At 67.3% G+C, this 18,000-nt stretch carries 17 protein-coding genes and 1 other RNA gene; 8 read left to right on the top strand and 10 right to left on the bottom strand.

Annotated features, from left to right (window positions below; genetic code table 11):
* Nucleotide 1 precedes the first annotated feature (1 nt).
* Complete coding sequence (locus C4N9_RS11000) at nt 2-418, bottom strand: DUF4864 domain-containing protein (RefSeq protein ID WP_168192204.1); 417 nt, start codon at nt 416-418, stop codon at nt 2-4.
* Nucleotides 419-520: 102 nt separating this feature from the next.
* Here C4N9_RS11000 and C4N9_RS10995 point away from each other — a divergent pair, with 102 nt between their 5' ends.
* Nucleotides 521-1,270 (top strand): DUF1194 domain-containing protein, encoded by a 750-nt coding sequence (locus tag C4N9_RS10995; protein WP_109533375.1) that lies wholly within the window; start codon nt 521-523, stop codon nt 1,268-1,270.
* Here the strand turns inward: C4N9_RS10995 and C4N9_RS10990 are convergent.
* Together C4N9_RS10990 and C4N9_RS10985 are read right to left on the bottom strand one after the other, a co-directional pair.
* Nucleotides 1,265-1,999, bottom strand: coding sequence for a DUF4336 domain-containing protein (locus C4N9_RS10990; protein ID WP_109533374.1), 735 nt, complete (start codon nt 1,997-1,999; stop codon nt 1,265-1,267). The two genes, C4N9_RS10995 and C4N9_RS10990, sit on opposite strands and share 6 nt — an antisense overlap.
* A gap of 91 nt (nt 2,000-2,090) precedes the next feature.
* The gene (locus C4N9_RS10985) at nt 2,091-3,671 is read right to left on the bottom strand and encodes a lysine--tRNA ligase (RefSeq protein WP_109533373.1); all 1,581 of its coding nucleotides are present in this window, start codon (nt 3,669-3,671) and stop codon (nt 2,091-2,093) included.
* 115 nt (nt 3,672-3,786) lie between these two features.
* Between C4N9_RS10985 and C4N9_RS10980 the strand changes: the two genes are divergently transcribed.
* A complete protein-coding gene (locus C4N9_RS10980) occupies nt 3,787-4,209 on the top strand; it encodes a tellurite resistance TerB family protein (RefSeq protein ID WP_109533372.1) in 423 nt (140 codons plus the stop codon).
* A 44-nt stretch (nt 4,210-4,253) separates the two neighbouring features.
* On the opposite strand, the gene dacB is transcribed toward C4N9_RS10980, so the two are convergent.
* The 4 genes from dacB to C4N9_RS10960 form a co-directional block, all read right to left on the bottom strand.
* Complete coding sequence (dacB, locus tag C4N9_RS10975) at nt 4,254-5,762, bottom strand: D-alanyl-D-alanine carboxypeptidase/D-alanyl-D-alanine endopeptidase (protein WP_245902518.1); 1,509 nt, start codon at nt 5,760-5,762, stop codon at nt 4,254-4,256.
* Nucleotides 5,763-5,889: 127 nt separating this feature from the next.
* Complete coding sequence (locus tag C4N9_RS10970; RefSeq protein ID WP_109533371.1) at nt 5,890-6,486, bottom strand: nicotinate-nucleotide adenylyltransferase; 597 nt, start codon at nt 6,484-6,486, stop codon at nt 5,890-5,892.
* Between the two features lie 109 nt (nt 6,487-6,595).
* Nucleotides 6,596-8,173 (bottom strand): trimethylamine methyltransferase family protein, encoded by a 1,578-nt coding sequence (locus tag C4N9_RS10965; RefSeq protein WP_109533370.1) that lies wholly within the window; start codon nt 8,171-8,173, stop codon nt 6,596-6,598.
* An 89-nt stretch (nt 8,174-8,262) separates the two neighbouring features.
* Complete coding sequence (locus tag C4N9_RS10960) at nt 8,263-9,153, bottom strand: LysR substrate-binding domain-containing protein (RefSeq protein ID WP_109533597.1); 891 nt, start codon at nt 9,151-9,153, stop codon at nt 8,263-8,265.
* A 122-nt stretch (nt 9,154-9,275) separates the two neighbouring features.
* Between C4N9_RS10960 and C4N9_RS10955 the strand changes: the two genes are divergently transcribed.
* Entirely contained in the window at nt 9,276-11,312 is a 2,037-nt protein-coding gene (locus C4N9_RS10955; protein WP_109533369.1) for an NADH:flavin oxidoreductase, read from the top strand.
* A gap of 55 nt (nt 11,313-11,367) precedes the next feature.
* Here the strand turns inward: C4N9_RS10955 and C4N9_RS10950 are convergent, their stop codons facing one another.
* Nucleotides 11,368-12,144, bottom strand: coding sequence for an ImuA family protein (locus C4N9_RS10950; RefSeq protein WP_109533368.1), 777 nt, complete (start codon nt 12,142-12,144; stop codon nt 11,368-11,370).
* A 159-nt stretch (nt 12,145-12,303) separates the two neighbouring features.
* On the opposite strand from C4N9_RS10950, the gene C4N9_RS10945 reads away from it, so the two are divergent.
* The 5 genes from C4N9_RS10945 (at nt 12,304) to rpmG (ending at nt 16,379) form a co-directional block, all read left to right on the top strand.
* Nucleotides 12,304-13,359 carry an aldo/keto reductase gene (locus C4N9_RS10945; RefSeq protein ID WP_109533367.1) on the top strand — a complete coding sequence of 352 codons (1,056 nt, stop codon included), beginning with the start codon at nt 12,304-12,306 and terminating at the stop codon, nt 13,357-13,359.
* A gap of 6 nt (nt 13,360-13,365) precedes the next feature.
* Nucleotides 13,366-13,860, top strand: a complete 495-nt coding sequence (locus C4N9_RS10940) for a hypothetical protein (protein WP_109533366.1) — start codon at nt 13,366-13,368, stop codon at nt 13,858-13,860.
* Nucleotides 13,861-13,905: 45 nt separating this feature from the next.
* Nucleotides 13,906-14,326: RNase P RNA component class A (gene rnpB / locus C4N9_RS10935), an RNA gene on the top strand.
* A 248-nt stretch (nt 14,327-14,574) separates the two neighbouring features.
* Nucleotides 14,575-16,104: an undecaprenyl-phosphate glucose phosphotransferase gene (locus C4N9_RS10930; RefSeq protein ID WP_109533365.1), complete on the top strand. Its 1,530-nt coding sequence runs from the start codon at nt 14,575-14,577 to the stop codon at nt 16,102-16,104.
* 107 nt (nt 16,105-16,211) lie between these two features.
* Nucleotides 16,212-16,379, top strand: a complete 168-nt coding sequence (gene rpmG, locus C4N9_RS10925; RefSeq protein WP_068303983.1) for a 50S ribosomal protein L33 — start codon at nt 16,212-16,214, stop codon at nt 16,377-16,379.
* Between the two features lie 374 nt (nt 16,380-16,753).
* Here rpmG and C4N9_RS10920 read toward each other — a convergent pair whose 3' ends face one another.
* Nucleotides 16,754-17,536 (bottom strand): Bax inhibitor-1/YccA family protein, encoded by a 783-nt coding sequence (locus C4N9_RS10920; protein ID WP_109533364.1) that lies wholly within the window; start codon nt 17,534-17,536, stop codon nt 16,754-16,756.
* A gap of 190 nt (nt 17,537-17,726) precedes the next feature.
* Nucleotides 17,727-17,954: a DUF1127 domain-containing protein gene (locus C4N9_RS10915; protein ID WP_109533596.1), complete on the bottom strand. Its 228-nt coding sequence runs from the start codon at nt 17,952-17,954 to the stop codon at nt 17,727-17,729.
* Nucleotides 17,955-18,000 lie beyond the last annotated feature (46 nt).

Genomic DNA, 18,000 nt, shown 5'->3' with positions numbered 1-18,000 from the left:
GTCAGACCCCGGTGCCGGTTTCCGGCAGGATGCTGACGCCCGCGATCCGCATCTCCGCGCCCGTGCCGCGCATCAGGTATTCCAGCAGGTACGACCGCCCGTCGCGGTCAAGGATCAGCACCCGCTGCACCACGGCGCCGCCCCGCTCGCCCTGATCCAGGTAGCGGATCTCGGCGGGGTCCAGCACCATCGGATAACCTTGTCGCACCATGCGCCCGAACGCCTCGGGCGTGCCGAAGATCGCCCGCAACTCGGTCGAGGCGAAGCCGAACGCAGTGACGAAATCGCCGTCGCGGAACGCGTCGATCTGCGCGTCGATGAGCTGCGGCGGGGTTCGCTCTTGCGCGCTGGCCGGCAGGGCCAGCGCGCCGAAAGCGAGAAACGACAAAAGCAGGGAGAGTCGGCGGAAACGGATCATGGCTACCTCCTGTGTTACCGGGATTACGCAGCGGCATCCCCGGTGGATCACTGGGTGCCGAACCCGGCGACAGCCCGCCGGACCTGTGGCAGACTTCGCGCCATGACGCCCCGCCCGACATTCCCGCGCTCCAGCGCGTCGTGGCGCGCCCTGATCGGGGCCGCGCTCGCGGCGGCACATTTGTTCCTGCCCCAGCCCGCGCAGGCCTGCCGGCTGGCGCTGGCGCTGGGTTTCGACGTCTCGCGCTCGGTGGACGAGGCCGATTACCGGCTCCAGATCGACGGCATTGTCGCCGCCCTTTTTGACCCCGCGATCCGCCGGCTGATCCTTGACCCGCCCGAACCCGTCGCATTGGCGGTGTTCGAATGGGCGGGACTCCGCGAACAGGCATTGCTGGCGGACTGGACACTGCTCGACAGTGCCGCCGCCATCGACGCGCTGGCGCAGCGCATCCTGCTGAACGAACGGCGCTTTGACAGCCTGACCGCGATCGGCCCCGCGCTGGCCTATGCCCACGCGCTCTTTGACGCCGCCCCCGCCTGCACATGGCAAACGTTGGACCTGTCGGGCGACGGACAGACCAATGCCGGGCCGCATCCGCAGGTCGTCTATCGCGACACGGATTTCTCGGCGATCACCGTCAACGGGCTGGCCATCGGCGGGCATGAAAGCACGATCCGCGCATGGTTCGAGCGCCATGTGCGCCACGGGCCGGGCGCGTTCGTGGAATACGCGCCGACCCACCGGCACTTCGCCGAAACCTTCCGCCGCAAGCTGATCCGCGAGCTGTCCGAACAGATGATCGGCAGCCTCGACCCACCCCTCGACTTACCCGGCCCCGGCCCGTCATAGGATCCAGCGAAAGGCCCGCCTCAGTTCCGCTTCGCCGTTCTGCGCATACCAGCGGCCATGCGCCAGGATGACCCGCTCGGGCGCCCAGCCGACGATCCGCCGGGCCGAGGCGCGCGCGGCGTCCCGGCCCTTGCGAAAGGTCATCTGCATGTCGCGCGGCGTCTTGCCGTCGGGGTCCAGATTGCCCGCCATCATCAACAGCGGGACCAGCCAGACGGGCACCGCGCGGCGCTCGAGATTCTCGATCAGGTCGGTCAGGACCAGACTGCGCGAGGGACGATGGAAGAAAGCCACCTCGTGATGGATGCTGCTGCCCGCGACCAGTTCCTGATCGATCACCCCGGCCCAATCATCCGGCGCCGTGCTGTCCAGCAGATGGTCGATCCGCAACGCCACCCCCCGCGACTGCGCCCGCTCGCGTACGCCCGGCGCGGCCCATGTCACCGCATCGGGATAGCGCGCCTGCCAGTCCGGCACATAGGCGTAATGGATCCAGTTCGGCGCGATCAGATGGCGGACGGGGCCCAGCGCCTCGATTTCCGCCATCAGCCCCGAATCCGGGGCAATCGGCGAATGCACCCAAAGCCCGCCATCGGGCAGCCGGATCACCGTCATCCGCGTTGTGAACGGCAGTCCATAGAACCGGATGACCGGACCATCGACGATCCAGAGATCCTCGGCCACGGGCTTCAGCGTGTTGAGCGGGGCGTAAGCGGGCTGGTCTGTCATGCCTGCGCCCTAACACGCCCAGCGCCGGCCGCAAAACGCAAACACCCCCGCAGAAAGCTGCGGGGGCGTCCGTTCGTGCCGGTATCGCGGCTCAGGCGACCAGTTCGCCCGACAGCGCCTTGTCGATCAGCGCGACCGTCTCGTCGATGCCGTAAAGCGCGATGAAGCCGCCGAAACGCGGGCCCTGGCTCTGACCCAGCAGCACCTCGTAGAGCGCCTGGAACCATTCGCGCAGGTTCTCGAACCCATGCGCCTTGCCGACCGCGAAGACCTCGGATTGCAGCGCTTCGGCATCCAGCCCGCCGCCCCAGGTGCGCAGCCGCGCCGCCAGATCCTCGATTGCCGCGCGCTCGCTGTCGGTGGGCAGGCGGAAGGTCCGCTTGGGCGCCACGAAATCGTTGAAATACCGCACCGCGAAGCCCGCCGCCTGATCGAGCTGCGGATGCGTCTGGGGCGAGGCCTCGGGCGCATAGCGCTTGATGAAACCCCACAGCCCCGCCGCATCCTGCGCCCCGGCGACCGAGGCAAGGTTCAAGAGCATCGAGAACGGCACCACCATGTCCGACTCCGGCACCTTGCCGCCGTGGATATGCCAGACCGGATTGGCCAGCTGCTGCTCGACCGACTGACCGGGATAGGCGCGCAGCTGCTGGTGGTATTCGTCCATCGCCTTGGGGATCACGTCCCACCACAGCCGCTTGGCGGTCTTGGGCTTCTGGAACATGAAATAGGACAGGCTCTCCGACGAGGCATAGGTCAGCCATTCGTCGATCGTCAGGCCGTTGCCCTTGGATTTCGAGATCTTCTCGCCATTCTCGTCGAGGAACAGCTCGTAGGTGAAATGCTCGGGCTTCTTGCCGCCGAGAATTTCACAAATCCGATCGTAGATCGGCGTATTCGTGCTGTGATCCTTGCCATACATCTCGAAATCGACATCCAGCGCGGCCCAGCGCGCGCCGAAATCGGGCTTCCATTGCAGCTTCACCTGCCCGCCCGTGACCGGCAGCGTCCATTCGCGCCCGTCCTCGTCATCGAAGGTGATCGTGCCGTCCTTGGCGTTCACCTCTTTCATCGGGACATACAGGACGCGCCCGGTTTCGGGATGGATCGGCAGGAAGCACGAATAGGTCTGCTGACGCTCTTCGCGCAGCGATTTCAGCATCACGGCCATGATGTCGTCATAGCGTTCGCAGGCGCGCAGCAGCACCGCGTCGAACTGGCCCGACTTGTAGTAATCGGTGGCCGAGTAGAATTCGTATTCGAACCCGAACGTATCGAGGAACCGCCGCAGCATGGCGTTGTTGTGGTGCCCGAAGCTTTCGTATTCGCCGAACGGATCGGGGACCGAGGTCAGGGGTTTCTGGATATTGGCCTTCAGAAGATCCTGCTGCGGCACGTTTTCCGGCACCTTCCGCATCCCGTCCATATCGTCCGAGAAACAGATCAGCCGGGTGGGAATGTCCGAGATCACTTCGAAAGCACGCCGGATCATCGTCGTGCGCGCGACCTCGCCGAACGTGCCGATATGCGGCAGTCCCGAGGGGCCATAGCCCGTCTCGAACAGCACATAGCCCTTTTCCGGCGCCTTCTTCTCGTAGCGTTTCAGCAGGCGGCGGGCCTCTTCGAAGGGCCAGGCCTTGGAAGTCATCGCAGCATCGCGCAGAGAAGTCATGTCTCGCTCTTTCGTGTTGTCGGGCGCGCCCTTGCGGCCCATCTGAACCCGGGCTTCCTATTGCCCGGCCCGGTTCCAGTCAATATTCTGCACCCGAACCACTACAGGACATGCCATGAACGACACTTCCTCTTCCCTGTCTCCGCAGGACTGCCTTGTTGCGGTGATGCTCATGGCGTCGGTCGCCGACAGCGCGATCCGGACCGAGGAATTGCTGGCCATCGAACAGATCGTCGCGCATCTGCCGGTTTTCTCGGGCTATGACGCCGACCGCATCAAGATCGTCTCGCAGACCGTGTTCGACCTGATGGAAGAAGAGGACGGGCTTGACGCGCTGTTCGGCCTGATCCGCGAAAACCTGCCCCCGCGGCTGTTCGAGACCGCCTATGCCCTGTCCTGCGACGTCGCCGCCTCGGACGGGCAGTTGCGCCAGACCGAGCTGCGGATGCTCGAGGAAATGCGCTTCGAGCTGGATCTCGACCGCCTGCACGCCGCCGCCATCGAACGCGGCGCCCGCGCCCGCTTCGCCCAGCCTTGATCGGGGCGGGCCGGGGCGTCCCCGGATAGGCGCCGTCTGCGGCCTCAGCCGTGTAGCGCCGACCACCGCTCGATCAGCGTTTGTTGCAGGTTGCGCGCCCGCGCGGTCCAGGTCCGGGCGCCCGGCGGACGCTCGGAATCCTCGTCCCGGATCGTGCGCCGCCGCGCCATGTCGGCGCTGACGATGGCGAACACGATCTCGCGACCGCCGCGCGGCTGGGCGTATCCCGCCAGCGCCGAGACGAAATTCAGCGTGCCGGTCTTGGCGCGAACCTCGACCGGATGCGAGGCCATCGGCGCGCCGCTGGCATCGCGCATCGGATGCTCGCGCAGCAGGTCGGGGAGGATGTTCTCGCGCCGCGCCGCCACCAGATAATCGGCCATCGCCCGCGCCGAGACGCGGGATTCGTCGGACAGGCCCGAGTGATCGACCAGCGCGAGCCCCTGCGCGCCGTAGCGCTCGGCCAGCCAGTCATTCATCCGGTCGGCCGACCCCGCGAGCGACCGCACCTCGCCGCCCCGCCGCAACGAGGCGCTGAGCCCCGCGCATTCGGCGGTGATATTGGTCGAATACCGCAGCATCTCGCGCAGCACGCCGGGCAGCGTGGCCGAGCGATACTCGGCCAGAATCGCCCCCGCCGGCACGCTGGCGCGGCGCGGCTCGGGCAGCTCGCAGCCCCGCGCGCGCAGCATCGCCCGCAGCACGTCGCCTGCATATTCCGTCGGATGGCGCACCGGCAACCAGCGCGAGCCCGATCCGCCCAGCGCGCTGGCGGCGACGGTCCATGTCTCGCGCCCGCCCCGGCTGGCATAGGTGTAAACCGGGAAATCGCGCGCCACGGCCTCGATCCCGATGACCGAGACGGGGGGCACTTCGGACCCCGAGCGGGCATCCATCGACAAGGCCGCGCGCCCGTTCAGCGTCTCCCAGCCGAAATAGACCCGGTTGAAATTCAGGTTCAGCCCGCCCACCGCCGGGTTATACCCGGCCGCGACCGGCTGCGTCGGGTCGATCTGTTCCAGCACCGGCAGCGCGCCGTCATCCAACAGGAACCGCCCTTCGACCCGGCGCAATCCGCGCGCGATCAGCTGGTCGGCCAGTTCCGCCAGATGCGCGGTCTGCAAAGTCGGATCGCCGCCGCCCCGCAGGACCAGATCGCCGGTCAGGACCCCGGACGCGATCGCGCCACCCCGCGCTTCGACCCGGGTGATGAAGCGATGTTCGGCGCCCAGCATGTGCAGCGCATACATCGCCGTCAGCGCCTTCGCCGTGCTGGCAGGCGGCACCAGAAGATCCGCGCGGTGCTCTTCGATCAGCGCGCCGGTTTGCGCATCGACCGCGATCAGCGCCGTCTCGCCGCTGATATTCGCCGCCTGCAGAACCGAGGACAACGAACTGAGCGGCGCCTGCCGGACGGGCTCGTCCAGAGCAAGAGCCGCGAAACGGTTGGTTTCGGGACGCGCGGGCGGCAAGGGCGAGCGGCTGGGCGCGCGGGCCAGAACCGGCGAGGCGGCACTGGCCAGCAATCCCGCCAGCAGTCCGCGTCTGCTCAACCCGCGACCTTTACCAACCATCGTCAAACCTGATTCATTCAAATGCTGGGTCACAACCTTAATCCGGTCTTACCTTACATCAAATCTGCCCGCTCAAAGCGATTAATCTTGGGCGGATTCCTGTCGGTCAGAGGGCGATTTTGCGCTGCGCGCGCAGCTGGGTCGAGGAAATATGCCGCATCGGCATGTCCAGATAGGCCCAGGCCGGCGGCTCGGCCTGACCCAGCCGCCGGATCTCCGCGCCGCGGATCCGGGCGTGTTCGAATCGCTGGGCCGCGCGCGAATGCAGCGCCCGCATCCGCTGGCCGGGACGGGCGAACACCGCGACGGGCACGCGGGCCATGATCTCGGGCCAGCGGTCCCATTGATGGAACCCGGCCAGATTGTCCGCCCCCATAAGCCACACGAAGCGTACCAGCGGATAGGCGCGCTGCAAGGCGGCCAAAGTATCCACCGTCGCGCGCGTTCCGAACCGGGCTTCCAGATCGGTGATCGTCACCGCCGGATGCCGCATGATCCGGCGCGAGGCCGCGACCCGGTCGGCCAGCGGCGCGGGCGGATTGGCCTTGATCGGGTTGCCGGGGCTCACCAGCCACCACACCCGGTCCAACCCCAGCCGCTTGAGCGCCTCGCGCGTCAGATGGACATGGCCCTCATGCGGCGGATCGAAGGACCCGCCCAGCAAACCGATAACCTGCCCGGGCGTCGCCCAGGGTCTTGCCATGCCGGATCTCCCTCTTGGCTGGCGCGCAAGATGCCCCGGATCGCACCCGCCGCCAAGAGCCGATCAAGCGCGCCACCGCGCCGGGTCAAGGGCGGGAAGGTCGGCCTGTTCAGTACCACTGATCCGGCGTGCCGGTCTTGCGCCGCGCCATGAAGTCACCCAGCGCCTCGTCGATCCCCGGATCGAGCGCCGGCGCCTGATACGAGGCCAGCCGCGCCTTCCACAGCCGGTTCGCGCGGATCGCCGCATCCTCGGACCCGTTCGCCTCCCATTTCTCGAACGGTTCGTTGTCGCTCAGCTCGCTGTCCCAGAACGCGGTTTCGTAATGCTTCAGCGTGTGCGCGCAGCCGAAGAAATGGTTGCCGGGCCCGACCTCGGCAAAGGCATCGACCGCCAGATGGTCGTCATCGACGACCACGCCCTTCAGATAAGAATGCAGCGCCCCGCACAGGTCGCAGTCGAGCATGAATTTCTCGTAGGACATCGACAGCAGTCCATCGAGGAACCCGGCCGAATGCAGCACGTAATTCGCCCCGCATTGCACCGCCGCCAGCATCGACATCGTGCCTTCCATCATCGCCTGCGCGTCGGGCAGTTTCGAATTGGTGAAATTCCCCGAGCAGCGCAGCGGCAGACCCAGCCTGCGCGCCAATTGGCCGATCACCATCGAGCCGATGGCGGGTTCGGGCGTGCCGAAAGTGGGCGAGCCGGATCTGAGCGACATCGACGACAGGAAATTGCCGAACACGACCGGCGCGCCCGGACGGACAAGCTGCGTCAGCGCGCAGCCCGCCATCGTCTCGGCCAGCGCCTGCGCGATGGCCCCCGCGCTCGTCACCGGCCCCATCGCGCCGCCCAGGATGAACGGCACCAGAACCACGCCCTGATTGGCCCGGGCATAGGCCCGCATGCCGCGCGTCATCGTTCCGTCCCAGACCAGCGGCGAGTTGACGTTGAAATTCCCCATGATCACGCAATTCGCGTCGGTGAAGTCCGTCCCGAAGACCAGCCGGGCCATGTCGATCGAATCCTCGACCCGCTCCTCGGCCGTGACCGATCCCAGAAACGCCCGGTCCGAATAGCGGATATGGGCATAGACCATGTCCAGATGCCGCTTGTTGACGGCGATATCGGTCGGCTCGCAGATCGTGCCGCCGGAATGGTGCAGCCACGGGCTCGACTGCGCGAGTTTCACGAAATTCTCGAAATCCTCCAGCGTTCCGAACCGCCGCCCGCGATCCAGATCCATCACGAAGGGGCTGCCATAGGCGGGCGCGAAGACGACGTTCCTGCCGCCGATCTGCACGTTGTTGGCAGGGTTGCGCGCGTGCTGGGTGAACTCGGACGGCGCGGTTTTCAGGATCTCGCGCAGCATCCCCCTGGGAAAGCGCACCCGCACACCGTCCATCTCGGCCCCTGCCCGGCGCCACAAGTCCAGCGCCTCGGGATCGTCGCGGAACTCGATCCCGGTCTCGGCCAGAATGCGGTCGGCAGCGTCTTCGATCCGGATGAGCGATTCCTCGCCCAGGATGTCATAGGTCGGGATGCCCCGCACGATGAAGGGCGCGCGCGGGCCCGAGGGCGCGGCCCGCTCGGCCCGGCGCGCGGCGCGGCCTCCGCGCGGGCGGCCCGCACCGGAAGCGGCACCAGAAGCGGCATCGGCGGGAAAGGATTCATCAAGGCTCATGGCGCACCTGTCTGTGGATCCTGCCCACGCTACGCCCGCCCCCCGGCCCTGTGACGCGCAGAAATTGGCCGCGTTAGAATGATCTGCGCTTATGTCTGCGCGCGCTCGAACGCGGTTACCAGCCAGTCGATGAAGACCTGCGCCGCCTTGCCCGGGCGCCGCGTGACGGGCACCAGCAGCATGTTGACCTCGTCGGGCACGACCTCGGCCTCACCCAGACGCACCAGCCGTCCATCCTCCAGATGCATCCCCACCAGAGCCTGCCAGCCCAGCGCCACGCCCTCGCCGCCGATCGCGGCATAGATCGCGTCGGAATACTGGCTGAACCGCAGCGCGCTGCGCCGCGTCATCGGCACCATGCCCGCCCGCTGTGCCCAGCGACGCCAGCCCATCCATGTGGGCTCTGTCCATTCGCAGGAAATCAGCGGCAAGGTCTCCAGCGACTGCCCGGCAAGATCCGGCGCGCAGACCGGAAAGACCCGCTCGGGCAGCGTGGCAAGGCAGCGCGCGCCATCGACCGGCGGGCGACCGTAATGGACCAGAACGTCCAGCGTATCGCGGCGCAGATCGAAGCCGCTGTCCTGCGACACCAGCCGCAATTGCACCTCGGGATGCGCGGCGCGGAACGCGGGCAGGCGCGGCAACAGCCAGAAATGCGTGAAGGCCAGCGTCGCGGCCACCGTGACCGTCTTCGTCTCGGCGGGGCGGCGGATCGTGTCGAGCGCCTCGGACACCTGATCGAAGGCGCCCGTCAGCGCGCGCGACAGGGTCAGCCCGGCGGGCGTCAGCTCGACCTTGCGGTGGCCGCGCAGGAACAAAGCGGTGTTCAGCTCGTCCTCGAGCAGCTTGATCTGCCGCGACACCGCCGCCTGCGTCACGCCCAGTTCCTCGGCCGCGCGGGTGAAGCCCTGCAGCCGCGCCGCCGCTTCGAACGTGGCCAGGGCCCCCAGCGATGAAACCTCGCGCCGAAAGCCAGCCATGCGCACAGCCTTTCCCATAAGCCTGGATCATGCCACTCTGACGCGGATTTCCGGTTGAGGAAAGCCCCCAACGCGGTCCAGTCTGTCCCGGCCACAGCCCGAAATGCCCCTCAGGAAATCTCATGTCGACCGATCCCCTTCTGCAGCCCTTCCAGCTCAAGCACCTGACGCTGAGGAACCGCCTTTTCATCTCGGCGCATGAACCCGCCTATCCCGAGGACGGGATGCCCAAGGGCCGCTACCGCGCCTATCACGTCGCGCGCGCCAAAGGGGGCGTAGCGCTGACGATGACGGCGGGATCGGCCAGCGTGTCGCGCGACAGCCCGCCCGTCTTCAACAACATCCTTGCCTGGAAGGACGAAGTCGTGCCGCATCTGCGCGCGATGACCGACGCCGTGCATGACGAAGGCGCGGCGATCATGATCCAGCTTACGCATCTGGGGCGGCGCACGCGCTGGGACAAGGGCGACTGGCTGCCCGTCCTTTCGCCCGGCCACGAACGCGAACCCGCCCACCGCGCCTTCACCAAGCAGATGGAGGAGTGGGATATCGAGCGCGTGATCCGCGACTATGCCGAGGCCTGCGAGCGGATGAAGGCGGGCGGCATGGATGGCGTCGAGTTCGAATGCTACGGCCACCTGATGGACCAGTTCATCTCGCCGCTGACCAACACGCTCGACGCGCCCTGGGGCGGCGATCTGGACGGGCGGATGGCCTTCCCGCTGGCGGTTCTGCGCGCCTGTCGTGAAAGGGTGGGCGAGGATTTCATCCTCGGCATCCGCTACGTCGCCGATGAACGCCTGCCCGGCGGCGTCGATGCCGCCGAGGGGATCGAGGTCGGGCGCCGCTTCAAGCAATCGGGGCTCGTCGATTTTCTCAACGTCATCCGCGGCCATATCGACACCGATCCCGGCCTGACCGACGTGATCCCGATCCAGGGCATGCCCGCCTCGCCGCATCTCGACTTCGCGGGCGAGGTGCGCGCCGCGATCGATGTGCCGATCTTCCATGCCGCGCGCGTGCCGGACGTCGCCACCGCGCGCCATGCCATCGCGTCGGGCAAGGTGGACATGATCGGCATGACCCGCGCCCATCTGACCGAGCCGAACCTCGTTCGGCGCATCATCGAGAAACGCGAGGACCGCATCCGCCCCTGCGTCGGCGCGAATTACTGCCTGGACCGGATCTATCAGGGCGGCCTTGCCTTCTGCATCCACAACGCCGCCTCGGGGCGCGAGGAAACGCTGCCGCAGGATATCGCCCCCGCGCCCGAGCGGCGCAAGGTGGTGATCGTCGGCGCCGGTCCCGGCGGGCTGGAAGCGGCGCGCGTGGCGGGATTGCGCGGCCATGACGTCACCGTGTTCGAAGCCGCCGACAAGCCCGGCGGCCAGATCCGGCTGACCGCGCAGAGCCAGCGCAAGAAGGAAATGATGGGAATCATCGACTGGCGCATGGCGGAATGTTCCGCCGCCGGGGTTAATTTCCGGTTCAACACCTATGCCGAGATCGACACGATTCTCGACGAATCCCCCGATCTCGTCGTCATCGCCACCGGCGGCCTGCCCAATACGGACATCCTGACGCAGGGCAACGATCTGGTCGTCAGCGCCTGGGACATCCTGTCAGGCGATGCGAAACCCGGCCGGAACGTGTTGCTCTTCGACGATGCAGGCGATCACGCCGGGATGCAGGCGGCGGAAATGATTGCCGAATCCGGCGCCCGGCTGGAAATCATGACCCCCGACCGCGCCTTCGCCCCCGAGGTCATGGGCATGAACCTCGTGCCCTATATGCGCGCGATGCAGCCGCGCGACGTGACCTTTACCGTGACCTGGCGCCTGACCGGGGTCAGCCGCGCCGGCAACCAGCTGAAGGCGGTGATCGGCAGCGATTACGGCCCGACCACGCAGGAACGGATCGTCGATCAGGTCGTCGTCAACCACGGCACCCTGCCGCTCGACGCGCTCTATTTCGACCTCAAGCCGCTTTCGGTCAATCTGGGCGCGCTCGATCACGAGGCGCTGGTCGCACAGGCGCCGCAGACAGGCATCACCAACCCCGACGGGCGGTTCCGGCTGTGGCGCATCGGCGATGCCGTGGCCTCGCGCAATACCCATGCCGCGATCCTCGACGCGCTGCGGCTGATGGCGGTGCATTGAGCCCGGAGCCCTGAAGCCGGGCGCCCCCGCGCCCCCTTCATTCTGCCCCAAATACTCAGCCCCGCTCTCGGCCCGGCGCGCCGCCGGGAAGCCGGGTCTCCAGAATGTCCCAGTCGCGGGGCGGCTTGCCGCGCGCCAGCTGCCGCTCCAGCCGCCAGCGCCCGACCGGGGACAGGCTGTCGGGCCCCGGCACCGGATGCAGCCCCCAGCGGCTCTCGACCCCCGGCACCTGGCTTCGGGCGCGCTCGGCGTCCAGCATCAACCCCAGCGGCGCGGGGCGGACCCGCCCGCCCCGCCGGTTGCGCGCCAGCCCTTCGCCCGCGGCCAGATGCAGCCGCCGCACCTGCCGCAGATCCGGCATCCCGACGATCTCGGCCACGACGAGCGACACGCAGCCCGCGTGAAGCGCCTCTTCCATGCACCACAGGATATCGACGGGCTTGGGACAGGCGACGATGATCAGCGCGCCGGGATCGGGCATCAGGTCCAGCAGCCCGTAGGGATAGAGCGCCTCGATCCGCCAGGCGGGGCGCAGCCACATCACCTGCCCTTCGGGCTGGGCCGCGCCCGCCGCCAGCGCCGCCAGCCGCCGCCGCGAGCGGCCCGTCGCCTCGTGCACGCGGCCCCGCGTCAGGGCCATCTGCGGCAGCGGCCTGAGGGGATCGGGCGGGGCCTCGTCCACCCCGTCCAGAAGCCCCGGCACGCCCTGCATCATCCGCCGCAGATCGTCCAGATCCGGCGTCGCCTCCGTCTGGGCGTCAGCCTTTTCATCCCCGCCTTCACCGGGCGCGGGGTCGGACGGCAGGGGATGGGAATCGGCGATGCGGGCCATGCCGCAATGCTACAATGTTCGCCTTATGTTCTCAATCCCTCCCGCCGCTATCCTGCCGCTCTCCAACCTTGTCTTTCAGCCCTCAGGCGTTACCTTCGCCGCCAAAACGACGACCATGAAAACGGACTGCGCCTCGGATTGCGCAAAAAAGGACCGCGTATGAAAACCCTGACCCTCGGCCCCTCCGGTCCCCGCGTCCCCGATATCTGCCTTGGCACGATGACATGGGGCCGCCAGACGCCCGAGGACGACGCCCACCGCCAGATCGCCCTCGGGCTCGATCACGGGCTGGTCTTTCTCGACACCGCCGAGATGTATCCCACGAACCCGGTCACGGCCGACAAGCGCGGCGGGACGGAAACGGTGATCGGCAACTGGATCGCCCGGCATGGCGGGCGCGAGCGGATGATCCTTGCCACGAAGGTCACCGGCGAAGGCTCGCAAGCGATGGAGGGCGGCACGCCGATGATCGACGCCGCGCGCCTGCGCAGCGCGGTCGAGGAGTCGCTCACGCGGCTGCGGACCGACCATATCGACCTGTTCCAGCTGCACTGGCCCAATCGCGGCTCGTACCATTTCCGCCGTTACTGGACCTACGCGCCGAAGACCGAAGCGCCCTTCGACGCGCATGCCACCCGCGCGCATATGCAGGCGATCCTCGCCGAGGCAAAGGCGCTGCAGGACGAGGGCAAGATCGGCCATCTGGGCATGTCGAACGAAACCGCCTGGGGCCTTGCGCAATGGAGCCGGGTGGCCGACGAATCCGCCCTGCCGCGTCTTGTCTCGGTGCAGAACGAATATTCGCTGCTGTGCCGCCTGTTCGACACCGACATGGCCGAGACCAGCCTGCAGGAAAACATCCCGCTGCTGGCCTATTCGCCCCTTGCGGCGGGGCTGCTGACGGGGAAATACGCGGGCGACGTCACGCCCGAAGGCTCGCGCCGCTCGGTCGTGTCCGATCTGGGGGGCCGCATCACGCCGCGTGTGTTCGAGGCGGTTTCGGCCTATCTGGGCCTTGCACGCGACTGGTCGATCGACCCGGTGGTGATGGCGCTGGCCTGGCATCGCACGCGGCCCTTCACCTCGATCCCGATCCTGGGCGCGACCCGTTTCGAGCAGCTCGAGGCGCAGATCCCCGCGCTGGACGTCACCCTGCCCGAGGGGCTGGCGCAGGCCATCGACGGTGTGCACAAGGCGCACCCGATGCCGTACTGACCCCCGATGCGCGCGCTGGCCCTTCTGTTGTGCCTGAGCCTCGCCGCCTGCGGCGGCGGAGAGCGGAACGGGTCCGGCCCGGTTGCGGATACCAGCGACATGCCGGTCGCGCAGGAAAGCCCGACCGGGACGGCCATGGACGACACGCCAGCGGATGGCGCCGCGGTATCCGGGGCGCAGGCCCCTGCCGCGCCCGAAATCCTGCCCGAAAGCTCGCCCGAATCCCCGCCCGAAACGGCCCCGCCCTCCGAACCACCCTTCCTCGCCCAACAGCGTGCCTTGTGCCGCGAGCGCGGTGGCCAGCTCATGGCGCGGGGCACGAGCGGTCTTTACGCCTGCGTCGAGACCACGCGCGATGGCGGGCAGGCCTGCGACGAGGGCAGCGATTGCGAGGGGCTCTGCCTTGCCCGTTCGGGCACCTGTGCGCCGCTGACGCCGATCTTCGGCTGCCAGGAGGTCTATACCGCGCGCGGCCGCCGCGAGACGCTCTGCACCGAGTAGACGCCCGTTGACGACTGCCCATGCGCGGCGTAGGACACCCGTCGCGCGGATGGCCGGACGGCCGCGGGCCGAAAGGTCCGAGGAAAGTCCGGACTCCATGAGACAACGGTGCCGGGTAACGCCCGGCCGGGGCAACCCGAGGGAAAGCGCCACAGAGAACAGACCGCCGCACCGCCCGGCCCCGCAAGGGAGACGGGCCGCGGCAAGGGTGAAACGGTGGGGTAAGAGCCCACCGCGGGACGGGTAACCGGACCGGCATGGCAAGCCCCACCGGGAGCAATGCCGAATAGGGGCCTCGCGCGGGCATGATCGGTGTCGTCTTCGGGCGGACCGATATCGCCGCAGGGACGTCTCAGCCCAGAGGCCCGGGTTGGCAGCTTGACCCCGCCGGTAACGGACGGGGCAGATGAATGGTCGTCGCCGGGGCAACCCGGAACAGAATCCGGCTTACAGGCCATCCGCGCAAATATCCCCTGACCCGCCATCACGATGCGCCTTCAAGACACCTGAAACACGCCACGCCACGCGGTGTTTGACGCGGGCATCACCCCGCACACGCGCAGATTGCAAAATGCATGGGGGAAATCCCGAAAACGGGACAGTCTGGCCCCAAAGTGCCACAATTGTGCCCGACCCGGCTCCTAGAGTGATCCCGAACCGGCGAGTCAGCGGACAGCGCCGGTCGCGTCTTTTGGGAAGCCGGTCGGTACAGTCATGAATGAATCCTTCGCGCGAAAACGCCTGTTCACGGAAACCCATCGCCGCCGGCCCTATACCGGCACCGCGCGGCCCCGGCTTCTGGGCGGACAGGCACTGGCCGCGGCGCAAAGGCTGTCGCGCTCGACCATGCAGCCGCGCGTGCTGGGCTATATCCAGTTCGTCGCCGACCTGCTGAGCATCGGGCTGACCGGCCTGCTGGCGCATAGCCTCGTGGCGGATGCGATGCTGGGGCCGATGCAACGGGCCGGCGCGGTCTGGATGGCGGCGCTCTGCGTGACCTTCCTTGCGAAGCTTCTGGGCGGCTACGGGTTTCGCCGCATGCGCTCGCTGCGCAAGGGGCTCGCGGTGGGGCTGGTCAGCCTTGGGGGCGGGCTTCTGCTGACGCTGGCGGCGCTGGGATGGGCCGGGATGCCGATGAGCACGCTGCAAGTCTGGGGCCTGTACTGGGGCCTCGCTGCGGGCGGGCTGATGGGCGTGAGCCGCGTGGCGATGCGCGCGCGGGTGCATCATCTTGTCCGCGCGGGGATCCTGGAGCACCGGATCGTGCTGGTCGGCGGCGGCGCCGATATCGAACCCCTGATCCGCGAGATCGACCGCGAGCGCGGACGCGGGCGGCGCCTGTGCGGCTTTTTCGACGAGCGCATGGGCGCGCGTTCTCCCGCGACGCTGGCAGGCCATCACAAGACCGGGGATATCGACGACCTGGTCGAGTTCGCCCGGCTGGCCAAGATCGACACGGTGATCATCGCCATTCCCGGCGCCTCGCAGGCGCGGATCCGCGAATTGCTGGCGCGGCTCTTCGTCCTGCCGGTGGATATCCGCGTGACCGAAGGCACCGAGATCCCGGATTATTCGCGCAAGAAACGCTCGAAGATCGGGCCGATCGGGCTGATCGAGATCTACAAGCGCCCGATCGGCGGTTTCGCGGCGGTAGAGAAGCGGATCTTCGACCTGTTCTTCGCCTCGCTCGCGATCCTGATGCTGTCCCCGGTGATGCTGATCACCGCGATTGCCATCAAGCTCGATTCGCCCGGTCCGGTGCTGTTCCGCCAGAAACGGCACGGCTATAACAACAAGCCGATCAGCGTGCTGAAATTCCGGTCGATGTACACCGATCTGTGCGATCCGACGGCGGTCAAGGCGGTGCGCAAGGGCGATGCCCGGGTCACCCGCGTCGGCCGCTTCATCCGCCGGGCCTCGATCGACGAATTCCCGCAATTCTTCAACGTCATCAAGGGTGACCTGTCGATGGTGGGGCCCCGCCCCCACGCCACCGCCGCGCGCACCGGCGACATCGTCTATGACCAGATCGAGCAGGCCTATTCGGCCCGCCACAAGGTCAAGCCGGGCGTCACCGGATGGGCGCAGGTCAAGGGCTGGCGCGGCGAGATGAACTCGATGGAGAAGATCACCCAGCGCATCGAACACGACCTCTACTACATCGAACACTGGTCGCTGTGGCTGGATCTGAAGATCGTGCTGATGACGCCCGTGAGCCTTGTCACCACGAAAAACGCCTATTGAACGAATTGCCGCGTTTGGGGCGTTGACTCTGGCCCGGGGATGCGTAAAAGGCGGGCTTCAAAGGAATTCACCGGCCAGCCTGCGGCGGCCGTGCGCAGGAGACACCCATGGCGAAGCCGACGACGATCAAGATCCGTCTGAACTCGACGGCGGGCACCGGCCACTTCTACGTGACCAAGAAGAACGCCCGCACGATGACCGAAAAGATGACCATCCGGAAGTTCGACCCGGTTGTGCGTCAGCATGTCGAGTACAAGGAAGGCAAGATCAAGTAAGATCTGCCTGCCGTACCGGAATTGGGCCACCCCGCGCGGGTGGCCTTTTTCGTTTCCGAGGGGCCAGGTCTGCCGCCGAGGGCCCCTTGCCTGCCGCATGCTGCTCAGCGCGTCTCATCGCCCCCCAGGGCCGCGCGACCGCATGTCGCCTGCGCCGCCGCCCCCGCAGCAACGCCCCTGCCGTCACCGCGGCTTCTTGCCAGCCGGGTGAGGGGTTTCGCCCTCGCCCGCGACGCCTCCGGCGCCGAGGTCTCGCGCGACCGGGCGGGGGGCGCTGCCCCCCGCACCCCCCGGGATATTTCCGGAACAAAGATGCGGGCCACGAAAAAGGGCCGGTCTTTCGACCGGCCCTTTCGAAAACGGATGGGAACGCGTTATTCGCGGTTGCCCAGGAACATCAGCAGGAACTGGAACATGTTGAGGAAGTCCAGATACAGGCTGAGCGCGCCGGCGATGGCCGATTTCTGCAGCCATTCGGTATCGCCCTGCTGGGCGTGGGCCACGTAATTGGCCTTGATCGACTGCGTGTCGAAAGCGGTCAGGCCGGCGAAGAGCAGTACGCCGATCACCGAGATCGCGAAGGTCATCGCCGCCGATTGCAGGAAGATGTTGATCACCATCGCCACGATCAGCCCGATCACCCCCATAACGAGGAAGGTGCCGAAACCCGAAAGGTCGCGTTTCGTGGTGTAGCCGTAAAGGCTGAGCCCCGCGAAGGCGATGGCCGTGACCAGGAAGGTCTGCACGATCGAGGCGTCGGTATAGATCAGGAAGATCGAGCTGAGCGACACGCCGATCATCGCCGCGAAGACGTAGAAGGCGATCTGCATCGCCGCAGCCGAGGCATTGCGCAGCATCGCGCCCCATCCGAACAGGATGAAGGCGAGCGGCGCGAACATCACCACCCAGCGCAGCGGCGAGGCATAGAGCGCGTAGCCGAGCTGCGACAGGTATTGGCCGTTCTGAAGCTGGGCCGCGGCGGTTGCCGGGTCCGAGGTGGTGGCGAGACCGGAAATGGCCCAGGCCCCCGCTGCGGTGATCAGCATGCCCACGGACATCGTGCCGTAGACCTTGTTCATATGCGCGCGCAGGCCCTCGTCGATCCGTGCGCCAAGCGCGCCAGCGTCGGACGTGCGCACCGACTGGTAGTTGGCCATGTATCCCTCCGTTAAGATGTTGGACGCAGGTTCCCGGCCTCGGGAACCGGACTTGCGTTCAATATCGGGAAGGAAGACTCGCATTTCAAGATCAGGTTGACCGGAAGCGATTAGATTCCGCGCGCGCGCCTGCGGTAGAGGACCCGCGCGCGGGCGGTCCGGCGCGCTTTGCACGCCTTGTGCCGATGTCTCAGCGCCACCAGTCCGGGCCATCCCAGAAAGGGCGATCGGCCTCCGCCCGGGCGGTGCTGCGGTCGAGCCCGATATCCTTCAGCAGTCGGTCGTCGAGAGCGCCGAGCGCGACACGCTGACGCACCAGCGAACGTGCCTCCAGAACCGTGCGGAAGAGACGGGCCAGCCGCGAGGGCGCGGCTTTGGCCGGCAGGGTGGCTTGCAGGTGGCTGTCAACACAGGTCATCAGAGCATCCTCTTGCGTATCGTGATCTTTCGTCATCCGCTCATCA

It is taken from the genome of Pararhodobacter marinus (assembly GCF_003122215.1).
Classification (GTDB): Bacteria; Pseudomonadota; Alphaproteobacteria; order Rhodobacterales; family Rhodobacteraceae; genus Pararhodobacter; species Pararhodobacter marinus.
The sequence above is the reverse complement of the archived record's forward strand: the minus strand, read 5'-3'. Positions and strand labels throughout refer to the sequence as shown.